Origin of the sequence: Nostoc sp. ChiSLP03a (genome assembly GCF_034531215.2) — a bacterium.
Lineage (GTDB): Bacteria > Cyanobacteriota > Cyanobacteriia > Cyanobacteriales > Nostocaceae > Nostoc.
The window spans coordinates 42,484-63,780 of record NZ_JAVRBQ020000115.1; the positions used below are offsets into that span (position 1 = coordinate 42,484).

Sequence of the window (21,297 nt, forward strand, 5' to 3'; positions counted from 1 at the left end):
CTAATGTTCGCGCAGCGTCTCTTTCAAGAGAGGGTTGTCCTTTGTCATTAGTCATTTGTCCTTAGAAACACAAATGACTAATGACCAATGACCAATGACCAATGACTAATGACAATCGCTATCAGCAAAATAGCTCAACCACCGTCGGCTTAGTCACTTTCCCCATCGCGTTACGCGGTAATTCTTCAACTATCAAAATTTGGGTTGGCACTTTATAAACCGCCAATCGCTCTTTTGCCCAATTCCTGAAAGCTTTTAATGTTAAAGGTTGTGAGCCTTGCAATACTAAGGCGGCACACACCCGTTCGCCCCATTCTAAATCAGTAACCCCAACCACTGCACATTCCTGAATATCTGGATGCGATCGCAGTACTTCTTCAATTTCTAAAGCGGAAACTTTATACCCTCCCGTTTTGATGATATCCACACTCATCCGTCCCAGAATTCGGTAGTTACCGTTCTCAACTACGGCGGTGTCTCCAGTACGGAACCAGCCATTTTGGAAAGCTTTGGCGGTTGCTTCGGGGTTTTGCCAATATTCTAAAAACACTCCAGAACCTTTAACTTGGATTTCTCCTGGTGTTCCGGCTGGAACTAACTCTCCGTTCTCGTCTACTAATCTCACTTCAACTTGAGGTAAAGGCTTTCCCACATATCCAGATAATCGTTCACCGTGTAAAGGGTTCGATAACGCCATGCCAATTTCAGTCATACCATAGCGTTCCAGCAGAAAATGGCCGCTGATGGTTTGCCACTTTTCTAAAACTTGAACTGGTAATGCTGCCGAGCCAGAAACCATCAGGCGCATTTTAGCACAGCCTGCCGACATAATTTTTTGGCGTTCCTTAGAGGCAGTTTCCCAAGCCGCAATGAACTTTACATAAATTGTTGGTACTGCCATAAATAAGGTTAAGTCACCGTCACAAATTCGCCTCCAAACGGTTTCGACATCAAACTTGCTCAATATATGGCACTCCGCGCCAGCCCATAATGCACAAGTGAGTACGTTAATAATCCCATGAATATGATGTAGTGGCAGGATATGCAAAATACGATCGTCCGATGTCCATTCCCAAGCGGTAGTTAAGCTAGTCACTTGCGCTTGAATATTTTGGTGAATTGTAACTACACCCTTGGGTTTACCTGTTGTACCGCTAGTGTAGAGAATTAAAGCGCGTCTAGCGATATCTACTTCTGGGAGGCGACTAACATTAAATGGAAGCGTTTCTGAGGTAAGGATAAATCGTAAATTGTATTGTTGGGCGAGCGATTGCAGTATACCCTCAAAATTAGGATGAGCAATAATAATCGATGCTCCAGAATTAGTAATTACATACTCCAATTCTGGGCGTGGATGGGAAACACACAGAGGTACAGCTATGCCACCAGCCCGCCAAATTCCCCATTGAGTGGCTACATACTCAAACCCAGGCGGAATGAGAAAGGCAACTCGCTGCTCTTGTAAATCTTCTGTATTTTGAAGAAGATTTGTTGCTATTTGACTGGAAGTGTGTAGCAAATCCCGATAGGTAAATGCTCCGTCCGTTGTCACAATTGCTGTTTTCTCGTTGTGTTCTTCAGCACGAATAATCAATGGTAAATTCACGTTTTTTTGTTGATTTAGGGTTGATTCAGTCTACTTAATGAAAGTTTTCTCTGCACCGACAGGCTCAAATAAAGGATTTTTTTAATAAATCTATAATTTTTTATTCGTAACTTTATAAATACTACAACCAACGTTGTTTTTTCGCATAGGCAATACTGCCAATCACAATTAATGCCATCATACAAATTACCACAGGGTAAGCTAAAGGTTGTTCTAATTCCGGCATATTTTTGAAGTTCATACCATAGAAACCAGATATAAAAGTTATTGGCAAAAAGATGGTTGATAAGATAGTCAGGCGATTAATTCGTTCGCCTGTTTTACTAGCAATATTATCGCGTTGAATTTCCATTAATTCTGACATCCAGGCTCTTATAGCTTGATATTCTTGCCAGAGTTTATCAACGTGATGAACCAATTCTTGATTGAATAGTTCTTTTACTGGCTGACCGATCCATTGGAAATCTTCATTATCCATAATCGCCATAAGTAACTTGATGCTTTGAAAATTACGTCGTCCAGAACGAGTAGATTGCCTCATTGTGGCAATTTTTTGGTACGTTGATTCATCACCAGAATTGTCTAAAACTTCATCTTCTAAATCATCAAGTTTTCTAGAAATATAGGTAAATACAGTTTCGTAGTTATTTAAAATGTCTTTAAATATGAGATAAAAAAGATAGTCAATTCCCAGTTTTGGAATATCCAGAGTTCGCTTTTGGAGATTATTAGTTAAAATAGTTAAAATTTTTAGTTCTGTGATTTCAAAAGTTATGATAAAATTATTTCCAACTACAATGTTGCCACGCACCACCTCAAACTCATTATTTTTTATTTGAGAACTTAGGATTTCATAACTGTCAAATAAACAATCTTCTACGTCTTCATCAATTCCTACAGGGGAATGGTTGAAAATCATGTTAACACGAGATGGATTTAGTCCAAAGTGCTTGATAATCTTGGCTGTTCCAGTGCGATCGCGGAAGTGAACACAGCGCAACCAAATATTGTGAGAACCATCAATTCTTTTCAGTACTGTATCGACATCTCTATGGCTGAATATTTCTAGGTTATCTTGATGAAAAGTCAGGAGAATTAACATATAGCAATCCTAATTGAGCCGTGGAAAAATACTGTGACTCATGGTAATTAATCGGACTTTAATCCTTGTTTTATAATTACTAAAGTGCTTACTACAAACCATTAAAACTAGTTTGATAAAGTACTAGTCGTAAATTTGTAAAGTAAAACACATTTAAATAGCACAATCACTCTCTAAGAGTTTTGACTGTTGATAGTCAATACTATATTGAGTGGTAGCTCAATTTTTTTCTATTTTCCCAGATTTTAGGCGAGTAGTTGGCGCTGGTGCTGAATTATTTTGCAGAATTGCAATTTCTTGCCGTGCATCTTGATAACTATCTTGTTCGCCTTGCTGTCGGAATAGTTTTGCAGCTTTTTTGAAATCTGCGATCGCACCTAGTTTATTTTTCTGCTTAGTGCGAATCACACCCCGGTTATAATAGGCTAAGGCGTTGTTAGGATTAATTGCGATCGCTCGTGAATAATCTTGATTTGCAGCTTTTTTATTTCCCAGTTCCAGATAAGCGTTACCACGGTTGTTGTAAGCTGCTATATTATTAATATCTAGTTTTAATGCTTCAGTATAATCTTGAATAGCGCCTTTATAATCTCCAAAAGAAAAGCGGTGAATACCTCTGTGAATATAAGCTGCAATAAATTTAGGATCGATCTGTAAAATAGTGTTGTAATCTTCAGTAGCTTCTACTTGATTTCCCAGATCGCTGTAAATATCACCACGATTTAGATAAGCTTCTATGTATTTGGGATTGATGTTGATTGCATCTGTGTAATCTTTAATTGCTTCATCTTTTTGTTTATTAATAGATTGAGTTAAACCCCTTTGATAAAAAGCTTTAGCATCGCTAGGATTAATCTTAATTACTTTATCAAAATCTTGGATTGCTTCGAGTCTTTGTTTGAGGCGACGGTGGAGAATACCTCGTTGCAAGTAGGCTTCGGTATACTGGGGTTTAAGAGCGATCGCTTTACTAAAATCTTCAATTGCACCTTTATTATCCTTCAATTGAGTACGAGCTAATCCTAGTCCATAGTAAGCATAAGCGTCTTTAGAATTTAACTTAATTGCTTGAGTATAATCTGCGATCGCTTCTTTGTATTTGCCTAATGCCGAAAAAGCAAATCCTCGGTCAAAATAGGCATTAGCATCTTGAGAATTAAGTAAAATGGCTTGGCTAGAATCTGCTTGTGCTTGCTCGTAATCTCCTAATCGATAATAAGCATCACCTCGCCGATTATAAGCTAAAGCGTTTTGCGGATCTAATTCAATAACCTGATTGAAATCTTCAACTGCTCCTTCATAGTTTCCTGACTCATATTTATTCACTCCCTCTTGGTATAATGTCTTTTGAGCATTACTCACAAGTTTTGGCGATCTCAATTGCCAAGCTGCAACACTAAGGGTAATACATCCAGCTATCCCTGCTATAACTAGTAATAATTTTTTCTGATGCTGTTTTTGTCGATTGTCATCAACATTTATTAACTTTTTCAGGTCGTCTAAAACTTCCGTTGCATACTGGTAGCGCTTCCGATAATCAAAACGCACCATTTTATTAATAATTTTTGCTAATTTTCTGTTACATTTTATATTTTTATCGCGCCAAAGTATTTCACCTGTCAGCTTATTTTTCTGACTTCGCAAATTAGATATTTCCTTTGTAGGTAAACCTTTCAGTGCTGCGATCGCAACGATACCTAAAGCATATATATCACTGTTGTATTTAAGATTGCCGTTAATTTGTTCTATCGGCATATACTCTGAATCTTCAACAGTATTAGCGATCGCTTCATTAAAAGTACCCAAATTAATCAAAACTAATTTTTTATCTGATTCCCGGCGAATAATATTTGCTGGCGTAATATTCCGATGAATTATGCCATAGCTATGTACAACTACCAAAGTTTCTAATATCTCTGACAAAAGACTAATTACTTGGTCTTCCTTGAGAAGTTGTCCCTGGATTATTTCGTCAGTTAAAGGATTACCAGGTATGAATTCTTGAACTAGATAAAATTCTTCATTTTCTTCAAAAGAAGCAATGAGCTTTTGAATTTTATCGTGTTCTTGTCCGAGTTTTTCTAAAGTTTCTGCTTTACTAGCAAACAAGCGGCTTAGGATTGTTAAAGCTTGAGGATTGCTATTAGGAACAGATAACTGCTTTACTATAAATTCTTGGTGATTAAGATTAACATCTTCAACTAGATAGGTTTTCTCTTTTTCCCCATCATTGAGAACTTTTAGTATTTGATAATGTCCATCTAGTAAATGACTATTCATCAATATCAAATTATAGTCTGATAAATTGTTCGATTATAGCTTACGTGTTATTATTAATGATTTTAAAATATAAATATTTATTTATTAAGCAATTTCCAATGAGATCGATGCGTCGGCTGCTACGGCGTGTATATTTATCTCGTTTATCTCGTTTATCTTGTTCCCATGTAGAACATGGGAATGCTCCTCGTGGAGGCTCTGCCTCCAATCTGGCATTGAGTCAGAGACTCAATGAATGCATTCCCAGCCGGAGACTGGGAACGAGGAAAGTCTTATCAAGCTAGGTTTTTAGGACTTGTGTGTACACCGTAGCAAGCTTGGAAAGGAATTTAGGGTGAAAGCTTATTGATTCAGATTTTACGCTGGCACGACAAATTTCTCGCTACCAGCCAGTTCAAAGGCTGCATGAATAGCTTGCAAAGCTTTAACACCTTGCTCTTGTGCCACAACACAACTAATTTTGATTTCTGAGGTGGCAATCATTTGAATATTGATTTGTTGTTGAGCTAAAGCTTCAAACATTTTAGCGGCAACGCCTGGTTGTCCTACCATCCCTGCACCGACAATACTTACTTTAGCGATCGCACTATCTAAAACAACTTCACCCCATCCTAACTCTGCCGCTACTTGAGTCAGCATTTTTTTGGCATTTTCCCCGTCTATCTGCGAGACTGTAAAAGCAATATCTCGTCTGGGAACACCATCAATCACCCGGCAACGCTGAGATTGGATAATCATATCAACACTAATATTGTATTGCGCTAATAATCCAAACAACTTCGCCGCCACCCCCGGACGATCTGGTAATTGGCGAATCGCAAGACGCGCTTGATTCAAATCGAGGGCGACACCGCGAACCGGGGGACAATTAGGCAGAGGGGCAGAGGGGCGGAGGGGCAGAGGAGAATCTATGCACGTACTCTCCCCTGCTCCCCTGCTCCCCTGCTCCCCTGCTTCTATTTCAAAGGCAGTGCGGAGTGCTAAGACGGCGCGATCGCATTCTGCAGCATTGACTACGCAACTTACTTTCACTTCGCTGGTGGAAATCATTTGGATATTCACGCCAGCTTCAGCTAATGTGGCGAACATCTTTGCAGCTACACCAGGACGGCCAATCATTCCTGCACCTGCGATGCTGACTTTGGCAATGTTATGTTCTACCATTACCTCGGCTTCGTCAGATTTGGGGTTAGATGGACTTCTCAGTGCTGGGGCGATCGCTGTTGCTACTGCTTCTGCTCGTTTTAATATTGGTGTGGTGACAGTAAAGGCAATGTCATTACTATTACCATCATGAACTGATTGAATAATCAAATCTACATCTACTTTTTGCCGAGAAATTTCGCCAAATAACCTAGCTGCAACGCCTGGTTTGTCGGGTACGCGCAACAAAGCGACCTTCGCTTGATCGGTGTCAAATTCTACATGATCTACTGGACGGGCAATTTCTAAATTGATTAGCGATCGTCCTTGGGGTTTGGCTGATGTCACCCAAGTACCTGGTTGATCCGTCCAGCTAGACCTAACTACCAGGGGAACACCGTAGTTACGGGCAATTTCTACAGCACGAGGATGCAGCACTTTTGCGCCCAAGCTAGCTAATTCCAACATTTCATCGCAGGTGATGGCATCCATCAACTGGGCTTCGGCAACCAAGCGGGGGTCTGTAGTGAGAATACCTGGAACATCTGTATAAATTTCACAGAAATTCGCTTTTAATGCGGCGGCGATCGCCACTGCTGAGGTGTCGGAACCACCACGACCCAAAGTCGTAATTTCCATCTCTCCAACGCTAGAGATACCTTGGAAGCCTGCTACTACAGCTACTTTACCTGCATTTATGTGGCGAGTTAGGCGAGTAGTTTCAATATGCAAAATCCGAGCGCGGCTGTGTTCGGCTTCAGTAACAATTCCTACCTGAGCGCCAGTCATGGAAATTGCAGGTTGTCCGAGTTCCTGCAAAGCCATACTGAGTAAGGCAATAGTTACTTGTTCGCCAGTGGAAAGCAGCATATCCATTTCCCGGCGATTAGGATTTGGAGAAATTTCAGTAGCTAGTTTGACGAGTCCATCGGTGGTTTTGCCCATTGCCGAAACCACTACGACAATAGAGTTTCCAGCTTGAACAGTTTTATAAACACGCTGTGCAACAGCTTGAATACGTTCCACTGAACCGACAGATGTACCACCGTATTTCTGAACTATGAGCGCCATAACTTTTTTTAATCAATTGTGCCTGCTTTCATCAACGCTTCCGCCTAGTAAGGAAGCTTTCAAGGCTTATCAGTTATATATTTTACTAAATATTGCGTCGAATGCCCTATAATAATTAACTATTCAAAAACTACATCTTCGTAAAGTGTTGCCATTGTTTCCTCAAAATCCACGCTATTGAGTCGAAATGATTGATGCTCTGCTGTGTAAGATTGTAAAACCCATAACCCTTGTTCATTGCGTCGAAAACACTCAACTCGCTGACGTTTTGTATTAATTAAAACATATTCTTGCAGACTTTCGAGTGTTTGATAATCAGCGAATTTATCGCCCCGATCAAAAGCTTCGGTAGAATTAGATAAAACTTCGACAATTAAACAGGGAAATCTTTTATAACCTGGCGTTTCTCGATCTCGTCGAGCGCAAGTAACCATCACATCAGGATAATAAAAGCGATTCAGAGATTCGATTCTGGCTTTCATGTCAGCGATGTAAACACGACAATCAGAGCCGCGCACATAATTACGGAGGAGAACGGCAAGGTTTCCAGCAACGGTAACATGTGGATCGAGTACTTCAGGCATTGCATAGATGTAGCCGTCTATATATTCATGCTTGATATCGCTTTGTTCCTCCATTTGGAGGTATTCTTCAGCAGTAATATAGCTTTGTTGGGGTGAGGCTATCATAGTTGAAACTTTAATTCAGGAATATAGCCTTCATTCTAGCGATTGCTTACTATCATCATCTTGATATTCTTTGATTTTGGCATATAAACTGGCAACCGTTTCTTTAGCAAATAATTTTTCTTTAACTTGCAAATAATCACATTCACCTAGTTTACAAGCTGCCCAAAATTTCATTACCTTCGATGGTTCTAAATGATTGAGTAAGACCTGCATAACTTCTTGTAAATTTTCTTGTTCGTTAATAACTTTAATTTCCATTGTCTACCTCAAATATAAAATTATTCGGGTTAATTACCAAGATTGATAAATCTTGGCATCGGTTGATTAACCTCCGATCGCAAGTAATAAAATAATTACTTTGGGAAGCCTCTGCACAAGCTACATGAAGTGCATCAATAGGTTTAATTCCTTGTTGCTCTAGTTGTTCTCCTCTCACTCTAATATTTTCATCTACTAATACTCTCAAGACAGCTATTTGTAAATATAGCTCCATCGATTGCTGATTTACAAGAAAAGGGTTACGGCTATTTTCATATTCTAGAACTGAAGAACTAACTAGTTCTATTAATCTTGCCTCCACCATTTGTAAAATTAAGATGATAGCTTGTGTTTCTAGAAAAATTTTTGGCTGTGTTTGGTCGTCAAACGGACGATTATAAATACTGGTATCTAGATAAACCCTGGTCATATAGCCTTTTTTACAACTTTCTCTTAAGAAAAGCCATCGCCTCTAGCAGTGCGTTCTATGCGTAGGCGTAGCTCGTCGTAGACATCGCTTATAGATTTACACTTCTTTTCTAGAGCATCGCCAGCTTTCGGCTCAATGATATACCAAAATGAATGCGTGAATTACTTAAATGAGTAAGCAAACTGGGGTTTGAGAAAGTAAAAGCTGCTTTTGCTTGCGGAAAACACCAAAATGAGAAAGCAAAAGCAGCTTTTGAGTAAGTAAAAGCTTCTTTTGCTTGCGGAAAACACCAAAATGAGAAAGCAAACTGGGGTTTGAATAAGTCAAAGCTGCTTTTGCTTGCGGAAAACACCAAAATGAGAAAGCAAAAGCTTATTTTGAGTAAGTAAAAGCTCCTTTTGAGTAAGTCGAATGGCATTTTTACTTAGTTCAATATGAATTTTAGTCTAGACGATCGCCCTTTTCAGTTTTATTATGGTACGCTTTGCACAAAACTAGCTTATTCTGGATTTGGGGGGAGGCGATCGCTTATGGGTTTACAATCAAAAATAGAGCGCTAGATTTTACAATATCATCATTGCACCTCAGAGCGATAAAAAAGATTTTGGAGCGATCGTTTATGTTAGGTCTGGAGAGAATTACATTTGACCCTAGCATTATGGCTGGACAAGCTTGCATTCGCGGGATGCGAATTCCGGTTTCTTTAGTGGTAAATTTGGTAGCTTATGGAAAGTCTATAGAAGAAATTTTAGAAGAATATCCTGATTTAGAAGCAGAAGATATTCGTCAATCTCTTCTTTATGCAGCATGGTTGACTCAAGAACGAGTTTATACCTTCAAAAGTGCTTAACAAGTAATAATGAAGTTTTTGGCAGATATGGGAATTTCACTACGCACTGTAACTTGGTTGTGTGGTGCTGGTTATGATGTAGTGCATTTGCGCGATGAAGGTTTGCAAAGACTACCAGATGATGAGATTTTAATTAAAGCCCGTGGAGAAGGAAGAATTTTATTAACTATAGATTTAGATTTTGCCCAACTTTTAGCCGTGAGTGGGGAGAGTTTACCCAGTGTGATTTTGTTTAGGTTGGGGAACGAAAATTATGATGCAATTAATGAACGGTTGACGCAAGTTTTAAGTGAATGTCAGGAAGATTTAGAGTTAGGGGCAATTATAGCAAGGGACTGGGGACTAGGGACTGGGGACTGGGTGAAAAGCCTTTTTGTGTCTAAATTTTATCATCTGTCAATGTCCTAACCATTTTGGCTGTTGCTATATTTATGTAAGTAATGAAACTTTCCGAGTGAGGCGATTGCCTATATAACAATACGCTTGGGTTAAGGCTAAAAACTAAAACTGGCGTAGATTGGGGAGCCTCATTTTACCTCAGAGTTCAGAACAGGAAAGTCCGAGTTAAAGCGATCGCCCTTTTCAGTTTTATCACGGTACGCTTTGTACAAAACTACCTTATTCTGGATTTTGGGGGAGGCGATCGCGCAAATATGCTAAATTTTTATGTACAGTAACAGTATTAGGATGATTTGCGCCTAACCGTCGCTCAAAAATATCTAATGCTTGCAGATACAACGGTTCAGCTTCTACATAAAGTTCTTGCAAGTAGTAGAGTTTTGCCAGATTGTTGAGACTAAGGGCAAATAATGGATGTTCTTCACCCAGCAGCTGACGCCTGAGTGCCAAAGCTTGGATGTAAAGGGGTTTGGCTTCGCTGTATCTGCCTTGGGAGTTGTAGAGTACTGCTAGGTTGTTGAGGCTAGAGGCGACATCTGGATGTTCTTCACCCAGCAGTTTGCGCCATAGTGCCAAAGCTTGGATGAAAAAGGGTTCGGCTTCGCTGTATCTGCCTTGGGAGTTGTAGAGTCCTGCTAGGTTGTTGAGGCTTTGGGCGACATCTGGATGTTCTTCTCCCAGCAGATGACGCCTGAGTGCCAAAGCTTGGATGTAAAGGGGTTCGGCTTCGCTGTATCTGCCTTGGGAGTTGTAGAGATACGCTAGGTTGTTGAGGCTAGAGGCGACATCTGGATGTTCTTCTCCGAGCAGCTGACGCCTGAGTGCCAAAGCTTGGATGTAAAAGGGTTCGGCTTCGCTGTATCTGCCTTGGGAGTTGTAGAGTACTGCTAGGTTGTTGAGGCTTTGGGTGACAGATGGATGTTCTTCTCCCAGCAGCTGACGCCTGAGTGCTAAAGCTTGGATTAAAAAGGGTTCGGCTTCGCTGTATCTGCCTTGGGAGTTGTAGAGTGCTCCTAAGTTGTTGAGGCTTTGGGCGACATCTGGATGTTCTTCTCCCAAACGTTTTTTAGTAGTTTCTAGACACTGCTGACACCAAGTTTCAGCCTGAGTATATAATCCTTGACCATCGTAAAATCGAGCGTTACCAACAAATACCCAAATTAAATCATCATCGCTGATATATTGAATGAGATGATTTGCAACTTCAGCTATATGAGGTATGGCGAGAGAAACATCGTTAATTTGCTTCAAGGTGGGTGAGTCAGGAATTTCCTTAGCAACGTTTACCATTACCCGACAAAGCGATCGCTTTAATTCCTCCCCCTTATTTAAACCTGTACACTTGTATTGAAAAAACTCCCGCAACAGTGGATGCAGTTGATAGATTCCCTCACCTTTGCGCTGGAGTAAATGCAGATTCAGCAAGCGATCGTCTCTAATTTCTTCTAAATCTTCCGCATCTTCTTCTGGTAAACACTGTTCCACCAACTTCCAAGGTATGGATGCGGCGGCAAATAAACTCAATAAACAACCCAATTGTTTATCGTTGTCCTCTAATTCTTGCCAACTCAACTCAAAGGCTGCTAACACACCTCGTTGTGCTGTCATGTCGGCTTCCGACTTAGATTTAGAGAGGGAACGCTCATCTAATCGCTTGTTGTCTAACCGCCGCAACATTTCTGTTAAAGATAAATCCTGTTTCCGCGCCAAATATCGCCCAACTAATTCCACACCCAAAGGTAAATATCCCAGCCATTCACACAACTGATTTGCTAAAGCTAATTCTTTTTCAATTCGCCCCGGTGTTTCTTTGAGTAAAGACTTTAATAACTCCAGCGCCGCCTCTGGTTGCAGCACATCCAAAGATAACTGTGCGATGCGTCCCAACTTCTGGCGCGTAGTCATCAACACTTTAAACCGAGAAGGTAGCGACTGTAAGTAAGGCTTAACTTCCTCGTAGTCACTGACATCATCCAGCACTAGCAGCACATCACCCTCACGCCAATGCCGCCAACAGTATTGCACTTGGGCGAGTATATCAAAATCTTCTGGCGGCTTTAAATCAAGCTGCGTTCTGGCAAACTGCACAACTTGAATGCCCACATCCCCAGTTTTTGCCAGCAACCAGCAAAGTCCACCGTTATATGTTTCGCGGCGCTGGATGGCATATTGTAAGGCGAGTTCTGTTTTACCAACTCCACCCATCCCAGCGATCGCAGCAATGGCAACTTGTTTATTATCCTGCAAAAGTTGGTGAAGATTTTGCAATTCATCTTCACGTCCGACAAATTCCACCACCCCACTCAGGGGCAAATTTTGCGGTATTTCAGTAGAAACTATCAATTCCCCTTGGGGCGACTTTAGTCAGCCGAAGTTGAAGGTGTTACCAGAAATGGTATTAGTTCCACCTTTAATATTTATCCCCTGCCAATTTTCAATAATAGTGTTCGTCAGTTGAGGTTGTGCCTCATTGGCTACAGCTTCTACCGCTTGAGCAATTTCAGGATCTTTCTTCGCCGCTTCATCTACTTGCTGCCCAATGAGATAAGCTTGACCGTAATCTAAAGATTGTGTTTTAGCCTGTTCGATAACCTTCGCCGTACTAGGTTCCTTGCGTTTCAGCAAAACTAACAACTTTTCGCCTTCGTTCCAAGCCTTTTCGCCGATAATTTCCCCAGTTTTTTCAAAGGCTTTGATGATTACCAAAGTTGCGATCGCACCTGCTGTCAGTGATACTGGCTCCATAAGTTTGCCAAAGTATACGAGATTTCACTTATGATTCTCAGTTTAACAGAGCTAGGGCGAATGAAATGAGACTGTTGGCGAATTAATAGGGGATCTAACCCATCATTCCTGATTACTCTGATTTCAGTCCGTTTCAACGGACTTGAGCTATTAGCCCGAAATTTATTTCAGGGCGGGAAAGCAACGCCAAACCAATCTTTTAGGGGTGAGTAGCTGCGGTTTATAATCACCCTTTTAAATTTAAAGGGACGACTTCAACAGGTGAAATCGCCCCTTTAAACTTATAAAAGTGAAATATTCTCTATCTGCTTACTCTTGCAGGTTCAACCCACTCATCCCAAGAGCTATCGTAGCCATCATAAGTAATTTTATAAAGATCGTTGCTAACTTCTAAAACCTGCCCTGGATACCATTTACCCTTCCACAAAATTCTCACTGCATCGCCAGTTTGAAATGATGCCCGAAAGCGTGCAGTGCCAACCCATTCATCCCAGGAACTATCATAACCATCGTAGGTAATATAGCATTTCTCATCATTAACCTGAAGTACCGTTGCTGGATACCATTTTTCCTTCCAAAGAACTTCAGCTTTTTGTCCTACAGAACAGGGTGAAGCAGCAAAAGCACTGGGAATTAATGTTCCTACCCAAGTTGCTATGAATATAGCGCCAAACAATACTTTATTTTTCATGATTATTTCTATCCTCAAACAGTAAAACCAAATTTTGATGGTGATTTCTGGAAATCTACTTCAAAATTTGCAACTAACTGTTACTATTTTTGTGGGATTTGTTTAGCGATCGCCTCAGCAAAAATTAGGAATTTATGCTGTTGAATGTGAAGATAGCACCGCAGAATTCCGCATTTAAAAATAACGGTAGTTACTGATTTTGCGAGTTTGACATAAATACTCTTCACCCAAGCTTGGGAGAAGGGGTTGGGGTATCAGGGCTTTTGATTCATGCAAGAAGTTTATTTTTTAATTCCCTTTTTTAAATCTAAGCTCATAAATTCCGAGCAAACCTGCTGCTACTAGCAAAGGTAAGAAATAGTAGACTCCCCGATAAGCTAACATTGAACCCAAAACTGCTGCCGCCGAAACTTTTGAAGAGAGAATCAGCAAAATTATAGTTTCAAATACTCCCAAACCACCGGGAACATTACTAACCACACCTGCAAACATCGCTAGTAAATAAATTCCCAAAAAGTCTAAATATGACAAAGATATATTGCTAGGAAGTAAAGCATAAAGAACTGCTGCCGCCAGAATCCAGTCAAAACTAGAAATTGCTATTTGAGCCAGGGATATTTTCAAAGAAGGAAATCGAAATTCATGTCTACGAATGATTAATGGTTGTTTGATAAAAATACTTCCTAGTAAGTAAACTGCAACTAATAGCAGAAAAATTATACCGATGGGACGCACGGTAGCAAAAGGTAAATGTAATTGAGTGGGAATCTTCAAAGGATTGATGATAAATAATAAACCTGCAACGGCAAACATTCCCAACCAAAAAGTAAAATTGGCGAAAGCAATTACTTGAGCGATCGCCACTGCTGACACTCCCCAACTAGCATAAAATCGATAACGGATAGCACTGCCAGTCAGCAAAGCAAAACCGATGGTATTACTAAATGCAGAGCTAATAAAGTTAGTGAAAGCTATCTTATTCCAACTTAAAGAACGATTAATGTAGTTAAAACCTAAGATATCGTACCCAATCATCACTAGATAACCCAAAGCTGTCAGCCAAATTGCCCAACTTACGCGACTTTTGGGAATAGCACCTAAAGAATTGAGAATATCACGATAATTATACTCTCGTAATTCGTTAGCGATCGCCAACAGGGAAAGCACCAGCAGCAACAAGCCAAACAAAGAACTGAAATTGAGTTGCAGCTTTTTAAGCATAGTGAAGAAACTTATCCTAACCTTGACTTTTAATTTACAACCAGTCGTAAAGTTTCCATTCTGTTGACACAGCGTTGACATATCACTTGCATAAGATTTTGAAAACAAGCAACGACTACTCCATGCTCAATTTTCTTCAAAGATGAACTACAAACAATCTAAAACTCTCTTGCTATTTTCAGTATTAACTCTAGTTAGCTGTAATTTTTACCAAAGTGTCGTTGCAAAACCACCGCAACAGCAGGATTTACAAACAACGCCTTCTGTTGTTCCAACCCAGCGCAATACTAGCAACTCAGAAACTCTCCTAACCTATCAAATTGAAACCTACAATAGTCAAGCAATGGGTGGAAGTCGCACTTATGGCGTTTCTTTACCTCCTGGCTATGAGCAAAATCCCAAACAAAGGTATCCTGTAATCTTTCTCCTCCACGGTGGACATGGTAATCCCAGTGATTGGTTTATTCAGAATAAAGGACAAGCTCTCAAGACTGTAGAACAACTTTATACTACAGGTAAGTTGCCACCCAGTATCATCATTACACCAGATGGTAACGACAAACGTGGCTCTAGTCCGTACCGAGATCCAGAATATATCGATGGCCCTAATGGTAAAGTCTCTACAGCCGTGGGCGATGAGTTAGTAAAAGTTGTGCAAAGCCGTTATCGGACAATAAATAATCCAGATTTTTGGGCGATAGGTGGTTTATCTTCTGGTGGTTGGGGAGCAATGAATGTCGGATTACACAACCTGGATCGTTTCTCGATTTTATTTAGTCATAGTGGTTATTTTAATGATAAAAGTGGCCCGGCGAATAGCCCAATATTTTATATCAAAACCATTCCTATACAAGCTCAAAAAAAATTAAGAATCTACCTGGATTCGGGTACATCAGATGTTGATGAACTCAAGGAAGCCGAGCGATTTAGTAAAGTACTAAATCAACTTAAAATTTATAATTCATTTCGTCAGTTTCCTGGTAGTCACACTTGGCAATACTGGCGGAAGCATTTAGCAGATTCATTAACATTTGTCGGCGAACAATTTCGAGCTTCAGAAACAGCGAATATAGCTGATAAAACTTTAAGTATTAATTATAAAAAAAATGCTCAAAATAATTGAAAATCTATAGTACAATGTCTAAGCTAGTAATAAAAAGTTTGTAGTAAGCACTTTAGTGCTTGGAAAATTAAGGACTAAAGTCCTTACTACGAACTTGTTTACCCATCAATCTTAAATTGACAGACTACTAGTAGAAATAATATTATTTTGCCAACCAGTTAATACTTTAAAATCATAGTAAAAAAATATACTGCCATTTTTCAAAAACTCATTATAGTAAGTTCTAATGGAGGTAATTTTTTTAAGTTAAAAGAATATAAACAATATGAAGATTTCTAAATTTTTAATTGGCTTAGTAGGAGCGATCGCACTCCTGGCTAGCGCAGGTTATTATTATGTATTCATCTTAGGTGCGCCACAACTAGACCCACCCAAAAAAGAGGCAAATACTGGGCTAAAGTTTCAATTAGCAACCTTCAACTCCCAAGCGATGGGTGCAGTCCGTAACTACGGCGTGATTTTGCCCCCTAGTTATAGCAAAAATCCCCAAAAGCGCTACCCTGTGATATTCTTACTACACGGTGGTCATGATGACGCTCGTGCCTATGCTGATAAATACGCACTTTTAGATGTATTGCATGAACTTTATCAAAGTGGAAAATTACCGCCATCGATTGTGATTACACCTGATGGTAATGATAATCGCGGTTCTAGTCCTTTATACGACCCCGATTACTTTGATGGGCCGAATGGCAAAATGGGGACTTTGATTGGTTCAGAATTAGTAGAAGTTGTCAAGTCGCGCTACCGCACTTTGGAAGAACCCCAATTTTGGGCGCTAGGAGGTCTATCTTCTGGAGGATGGGGTGCATTTAATATTGGATTACGCTATCTCAACAACTTTCAGATTTTGTTTAGCCATAGCGGTTACTTTACTGATGACAGCGGTTCACAAAATAGTCCTCAACAAATTGTGCAACAGCTACCAGTTAAAGATAGAAAGCGATTGCGTGTTTACCTAGATGCGGGTGTGAACGATCCTAATTTGTTAGCCTCTACCAAAGCCTTTAACGAAACCTTAAATAAATTAGGCATTGCTCACGTATTTTATGCATTTCCTGGCGGTCATGGTTTGTCTGGTGCTAATGTAGGCTGGAACTACTTCCACAAACATCTTAAAGATTCACTCTCCTATGTTGGAGAACAGTTTCAAAAGTCAGGAGTTAAGAGTTAAGAGTTTTAACGCCACAACAAATGACAAATGACCAATGACCAATGACTAATGACAAATGACAAATAATTTAAAAACTCAGATTGGACTTTGGAGTGCAGCTTTCCTAACAGGTTTAGTCGGAGTAGTAAATTTATTATCAGCAGTGACACCTAACCTGTATGGGCGGACTCAGTGGTTAAAGGAATTTTTACCATTTGAAATTCGTGCCAGCGGTCATATATTTGCAGCATTGACTGGGTTTATTTTATTAACACTTGCTACTAATTTATTACGTTGTAAAAAAATAGCCTGGTTACTTACCATTGGTTTATTAATAATTTCCATTTTCAGCCATTTGCTGAAAGGACTGGACTATGAAGAAAGTCTACTCTCTGGAGTTTTGCTGCTGCAATTAATCTTGATGCGCGATTATTTCATGGCGCAATCAGACCGTCCTTCCATTGCACGGGGAGTCAGAGTGCTGATAGGCGCTTTATTATTTACTCTGGCATACGGAACTATTGGATTTTACTTGTTAGACGGCAAATTTTCAGAGAATTTTAATTGGCGTGAAGCGATAGTTCAGACTTTGGCGATGTTCTTCACCGAGGATAATTGGGGACTGCAACCAAAAAGTCAATTTGGAGAATTTTTTGCTAATTCTATCTATATTATTGCCGCAAGTACTATTACTTATGCGATAGTAATGCTGTTGCAACCTGTGTTTTGGCGCAATCTAGCAACTACAAATGAGCGACGAAGAGTTAAAGAAATTGTCGAGCAATATGGATGTTCTTCTTTAGCAGCGCTCACACTCTTAAATGATAAAAGTTATTATTTCAGTCCTTCAGGTAATAGTGTAATTGCTTATGTTCCCAAAGGACGGGGTGCGATCGCTTTGGGAGATCCCATCGGCCCCATTGAAGACCGCAAAGAGACAATTATTGCTTTCCAACAGTTTTGTCAGCGTAATGACTGGTATCCTGGCTTTTACCAAACTATGCCCGATGATGTTGAACTTTACAAGTCGTTAGGGTTTAAAGTACTTAAGATTGGAGAAGAAGCGATCGTTGACTTAAAAAGTTTTACTTTACAAGGCAAAGCCGGTAAAAACTTTAGACCATCAATCAGTCGTTTAACTAAGCTAGGATACCAAATCGACTTTTACCAACCACCCATCGCCAATGATTTATTGCATCGACTCAAATCTGTGAGTGATGAATGGTTGAAAATGGTACAAGGTTCAGAAAAACAATTTTCTTTGGGTTGGTTTGACGAAGCTTACCTGCGAGAGTGCGAGATTGCTGTTGTGCATAATCCTGAAGGTGAGATTAGCGCCTTTGCCAACATTATCCGAGAATACCAACTTAACGAAGCGACTATTGACCTGATGCGACATCGCTCATCTCTTGAAAATGGCACAATGGACTTTCTATTTATTTCCCTGCTCCAGCATTTTAAAGAGAATGGCTACGACAGCTTTAATTTCGGTCTTTCTGCACTTGCTGGAGTTGGAGACAACCCGGAATCGCGCCGCTTGGAGAAAGTATTGCGCTATCTTTACGAGCATTTGAATCGCTTTTACAACTTCAAGGGACTGCACGCCTACAAAGACAAGTTCCGTCCCCGTTGGGAACCGCGTTATTTGGTTTACCCCAGTTTAGCTGCCTTACCAGATGTAGTTGTAGCATTGATTCGCGCAGATTCAGGCGATCGCCTCTTCGATTATTTCAAACCCGGAGCCTAAATCTAGACTCAAAACAAAGCAATATCTACCAGCGGCTACGCCTACACAGCTTGTCCTTGATATGGGTGAGTTTAAGTTTAGCCGCAATACTGCTACTATCAATATGCTTGTTAAACGTAGAGTTAAACTTACCAAATTGGAAGATCGGGGAGCATCTCACCTTTGCAAATATAGGTGTAAGTGAGGGAAGATAGTTACACTCTTTGACACAAGTAGCAAGTGCAACTACTATGACCCCTGAAGACTCCCAACGTCTGGAAGCCTGTTTGCAGAAATTGGCAGCGCCGCACATCGACAGGAAATTTTAGACTGGTATCACCTCAAAGAGAATCTTTATAAGGTTTTTCTTTGGCAAGGTCAGATCGAACCAGCGACCGCTTTATTTGTCGATTTGAAAAAAAAGCCTGCCCAAAACTTGCTCAACTACCTCAAAAAGCATTCAGAACGAATTGTTAACTACGAGTATTTTTCCTCTGAAAGCTTCTGCTCTATAGGTTCTGGTGCGGTTGAATCTTCTGTAAAACAGATTGGCAAACGTTTAAAAATTTCTGGCGCACAGTGGAAATTGGAAAACGTACCTCGGATGCTGCAACTTCGATCTGCTTATCTCAATGGTCAGCTTACTAGCTGATATTTTTGCAAAGGTGAGATGCTCCCAACTGATACCTTGCAATCTGGTTTAGACTCGAATGGCTCTTTGTTGCCACTCTTAATTGCATTTTTATTTGTATTCACATTTTTTCCTAAATTTTTCCATGACAATCTGGGCGACATTGCATCTATGCCGCAGTCATCAGTCATCAGTTATCACTGTTTTTTCGGGCTTGTGTGATTAAATCAGTCTCGAAGGTAGTAAGTTCAGCCCAGTAATCAAGTTTTATCACCTCGTATTTCTCAGCCACAGCCCAAAAGTCAAGCGATGTAAACTCAATACGTGCAAGTACTTGCCTAATTTCCCTAATAGCCTGGGGTAATAGTTGTAATTGCTCCGTCCTTGTTGCGATCGCCTCTTGTCTGGGACTAGTACCCAAAATTATCGCTGCCGCTTCGAGCGCTTGGGTATTGTTCATGGCAACGCTTAGGTTTTTCAATGCCATACCCATGAGGCGCAGACATTCAGTCGCATTTTCTTTGGGTGGTTCGGCTGCCAAAGTTCTCAAATCAATTGTCTTCTCCAGTGCTTGCTGAACCTTCTTGTTTAATGCTTTAGCCCCAAGTTTAGTGTAAGTATTCCCCCAGTCTTGTAATTGATGCGGCTCAAAGGCGTTTTCCAAATCCCGAATGCGCTCTTTTAGCTGCTGGTTCTCAGTCTCCAACTGCCGTAGCGATTCCATCTCGTCTAAGCGCTGCTGCAACTGGATGTTTTGCTCCTTTTGCTGCTTGTACAGGTTTTGCAAGGATGAGATTTGTTAAATTACCTGGGCTTCGGCTCTAGCAGTGGCTTCTGACTGTAGTCCAATCCTCAATTCCTGCTGTAAGCGCTCTAACTCTTGCTGGTGTTGCTCTTTGAGCGCAGCGATCGCTTCGGAGTACTCTGGTCGATAAGTTTGCTGATTCGATTGGGACACAACTGCGCCATCCAAATCAGCATTGTTTACCAGCAGCCTTGCACCATCGCTCTTGGTGACAATCTGCTGCGAATTATTCGGTGCGTCTGCACAAATCACTCCCGATTGCCCATAACGGGGATGTTCTGGTGATGAAATTGTGATGACATTTTTTGGAAACAATGGTTCCTGAAGGAATTGCTTTTTTCCTCTTGGTATTGGAGCAACAATATTAGCCGCAGCTGCGAAATCTGATTCGCTAGGGTTTGGGTTTGATTCCAAAGCTAGTGTTATCGCAGCAATAAGTTTTTCTGGTTCTTTGACTAACCTCAAAAGAGGACGGGCTTGGCGCTCATTTTTAATCTGTGACTCCAACTCTCCTGCGGCAATAAGAACTTTTGATGCCCCTAAGAGTTGATTTATACGTCGATAGCCGCCATATATATGCAATTCGCCTTGGCAATATTTCGAGAAGTTTTTGTACCCAGCGATTCTGTACATCTGCTCGTCATGCATGATGCGAATCTGTTCTACTGCTTGCAACTCAAATTGGTCTATGGCAGCGAAGGTGTCTTTGATACTGCTATTAAGATCATCGTAATCAAGTGCTGATTTGGTTTCTTCCCTATCTAGTGTCAGCATATTTCTCTCCCGTTATTAACACAAGGAGAGGGGTTTTAAAAAAAAATTGATGTCATCTTAACCCTCTTCTGTCACTCTCCGGAATAAGCAAGTAGTAAAGAAGTTAAATCATCCAGAAGCATAACAGGGTTTAAATTGATTCATTGCGGCAATTAAATGATTGAATCCCAGTAACAAATCTGAATTTGGGAAAATACTTAACCAGGGATAAATTAACCAAAATAGTAAAAGTGGTTGGATAATGAGACGCAGATTATTTACTACTGTAATTGCATTGCCATCCAATGCTTTTTTTAGTTTATTTAATCTTCGTTGTTTTAATTCCTCTACTGACCAACCTGAATTAGCTAAAAAATGATGTAATGACGCTCGCTGAGTTTATACTTACAGCTTTCGCTATCTCTGGTAACGATTTTCTTTTGATTGGTGACATTATCCCCAGATGTAAATATTTGAAGTACTCATAATTTCTTACTTCTTTAAACAGGTCTTTATACTCTGCACAATATTCATCTACGATCGCAACTGTTGGGTGAGCGTCTCTCGCCAAATGCTTGAGGATTTGTAATTCTACATCCATTGCCCTACTTATCTTTCAGG

The 21,297-nt window shown here is 40.3% G+C and carries 18 protein-coding genes and 2 pseudogenes; 6 read left to right on the plus strand and 14 right to left on the minus strand.

Annotated elements, in window-relative coordinates; translation table 11 throughout:
• Positions 1-121 precede the first annotated feature (121 nt).
• From RMY32_RS19430 to RMY32_RS19460, 7 genes are all read right to left on the minus strand, one after another.
• The gene (locus RMY32_RS19430) at positions 122-1,606 is read right to left on the minus strand and encodes an acyl-CoA synthetase (protein WP_322708623.1); all 1,485 of its coding nucleotides are present in this window, start codon (positions 1,604-1,606) and stop codon (positions 122-124) included.
• Positions 1,607-1,727: 121 nt separating this feature from the next.
• Entirely contained in the window at positions 1,728-2,708 is a 981-nt protein-coding gene (locus RMY32_RS19435) for a magnesium transporter CorA family protein (protein ID WP_322708624.1), read from the minus strand.
• Between the two features lie 219 nt (positions 2,709-2,927).
• Complete coding sequence (locus tag RMY32_RS19440; RefSeq protein ID WP_322708625.1) at positions 2,928-4,988, minus strand: tetratricopeptide repeat protein; 2,061 nt, start codon at positions 4,986-4,988, stop codon at positions 2,928-2,930.
• Between the two features lie 357 nt (positions 4,989-5,345).
• Positions 5,346-7,202 carry an aspartate kinase gene (locus RMY32_RS19445; RefSeq protein WP_322708626.1) on the minus strand — a complete coding sequence of 619 codons (1,857 nt, stop codon included), beginning with the start codon at positions 7,200-7,202 and terminating at the stop codon, positions 5,346-5,348.
• Between the two features lie 119 nt (positions 7,203-7,321).
• Complete coding sequence (locus RMY32_RS19450) at positions 7,322-7,891, minus strand: Uma2 family endonuclease (RefSeq protein WP_322708627.1); 570 nt, start codon at positions 7,889-7,891, stop codon at positions 7,322-7,324.
• A 30-nt stretch (positions 7,892-7,921) separates the two neighbouring features.
• Positions 7,922-8,149, minus strand: a complete 228-nt coding sequence (locus RMY32_RS19455) for a hypothetical protein (RefSeq protein WP_322669454.1) — start codon at positions 8,147-8,149, stop codon at positions 7,922-7,924.
• The gene (locus tag RMY32_RS19460) at positions 8,139-8,579 is read right to left on the minus strand and encodes a PIN domain-containing protein (RefSeq protein ID WP_322708628.1); all 441 of its coding nucleotides are present in this window, start codon (positions 8,577-8,579) and stop codon (positions 8,139-8,141) included. Before RMY32_RS19460 ends, RMY32_RS19455 begins: the two co-directional genes overlap by 11 nt.
• 484 nt (positions 8,580-9,063) lie before the next feature.
• Here RMY32_RS19460 and RMY32_RS19465 point away from each other — a divergent pair, with 484 nt between their 5' ends.
• Positions 9,064-9,429 carry a DUF433 domain-containing protein gene (locus RMY32_RS19465; RefSeq protein ID WP_409883469.1) on the plus strand — a complete coding sequence of 122 codons (366 nt, stop codon included), beginning with the start codon at positions 9,064-9,066 and terminating at the stop codon, positions 9,427-9,429.
• A 9-nt stretch (positions 9,430-9,438) separates the two neighbouring features.
• Positions 9,439-9,837: a DUF5615 family PIN-like protein gene (locus RMY32_RS19470; RefSeq protein WP_322708629.1), complete on the plus strand. Its 399-nt coding sequence runs from the start codon at positions 9,439-9,441 to the stop codon at positions 9,835-9,837.
• Between the two features lie 210 nt (positions 9,838-10,047).
• Here the strand turns inward: RMY32_RS19470 and RMY32_RS19475 are convergent, their stop codons facing one another.
• The 4 genes from RMY32_RS19475 to RMY32_RS19490 all read right to left on the minus strand — a co-directional run bounded on the left by RMY32_RS19475 (position 10,048) and on the right by RMY32_RS19490 (position 14,485).
• Entirely contained in the window at positions 10,048-12,126 is a 2,079-nt protein-coding gene (locus RMY32_RS19475) for a tetratricopeptide repeat protein (RefSeq protein WP_322708639.1), read from the minus strand.
• A 66-nt stretch (positions 12,127-12,192) separates the two neighbouring features.
• Entirely contained in the window at positions 12,193-12,573 is a 381-nt protein-coding gene (locus RMY32_RS19480; RefSeq protein ID WP_322708630.1) for a hypothetical protein, read from the minus strand.
• Between the two features lie 301 nt (positions 12,574-12,874).
• Positions 12,875-13,264 (minus strand): Tudor-knot domain-containing protein, encoded by a 390-nt coding sequence (locus tag RMY32_RS19485; RefSeq protein WP_322708631.1) that lies wholly within the window; start codon positions 13,262-13,264, stop codon positions 12,875-12,877.
• Between the two features lie 288 nt (positions 13,265-13,552).
• Positions 13,553-14,485: a lysylphosphatidylglycerol synthase domain-containing protein gene (locus tag RMY32_RS19490; RefSeq protein ID WP_322708632.1), complete on the minus strand. Its 933-nt coding sequence runs from the start codon at positions 14,483-14,485 to the stop codon at positions 13,553-13,555.
• Between the two features lie 142 nt (positions 14,486-14,627).
• On the opposite strand from RMY32_RS19490, the gene RMY32_RS19495 reads away from it, so the two are divergent.
• The 4 genes and pseudogenes from RMY32_RS19495 to RMY32_RS19510 form a co-directional block, all read left to right on the plus strand.
• On the plus strand, positions 14,628-15,608 hold the full coding sequence (locus RMY32_RS19495) for an alpha/beta hydrolase (protein ID WP_322708633.1): 981 nt from the start codon (positions 14,628-14,630) through the stop codon (positions 15,606-15,608).
• A gap of 265 nt (positions 15,609-15,873) precedes the next feature.
• Complete coding sequence (locus RMY32_RS19500; protein WP_322708634.1) at positions 15,874-16,782, plus strand: alpha/beta hydrolase; 909 nt, start codon at positions 15,874-15,876, stop codon at positions 16,780-16,782.
• A 55-nt stretch (positions 16,783-16,837) separates the two neighbouring features.
• Entirely contained in the window at positions 16,838-18,508 is a 1,671-nt protein-coding gene (locus tag RMY32_RS19505) for a phosphatidylglycerol lysyltransferase domain-containing protein (protein WP_322708635.1), read from the plus strand.
• A 262-nt stretch (positions 18,509-18,770) separates the two neighbouring features.
• Positions 18,771-19,139 (plus strand): annotated as a pseudogene (locus RMY32_RS19510) (ISKra4 family transposase); the annotation flags it as partial.
• A 169-nt stretch (positions 19,140-19,308) separates the two neighbouring features.
• Here the strand turns inward: RMY32_RS19510 and RMY32_RS19515 are convergent.
• From RMY32_RS19515 to RMY32_RS19525, 3 genes and pseudogenes are all read right to left on the minus strand, one after another.
• On the minus strand, positions 19,309-19,905 hold the full coding sequence (locus RMY32_RS19515) for a hypothetical protein (RefSeq protein ID WP_322708636.1): 597 nt from the start codon (positions 19,903-19,905) through the stop codon (positions 19,309-19,311).
• 12 nt (positions 19,906-19,917) lie between these two features.
• The gene (locus RMY32_RS19520) at positions 19,918-20,697 is read right to left on the minus strand and encodes a hypothetical protein (protein WP_322708637.1); all 780 of its coding nucleotides are present in this window, start codon (positions 20,695-20,697) and stop codon (positions 19,918-19,920) included.
• Positions 20,698-20,955: 258 nt separating this feature from the next.
• Positions 20,956-21,277: pseudogene (locus tag RMY32_RS19525) on the minus strand (IS701 family transposase); the annotation flags it as partial.
• Positions 21,278-21,297 lie beyond the last annotated feature (20 nt).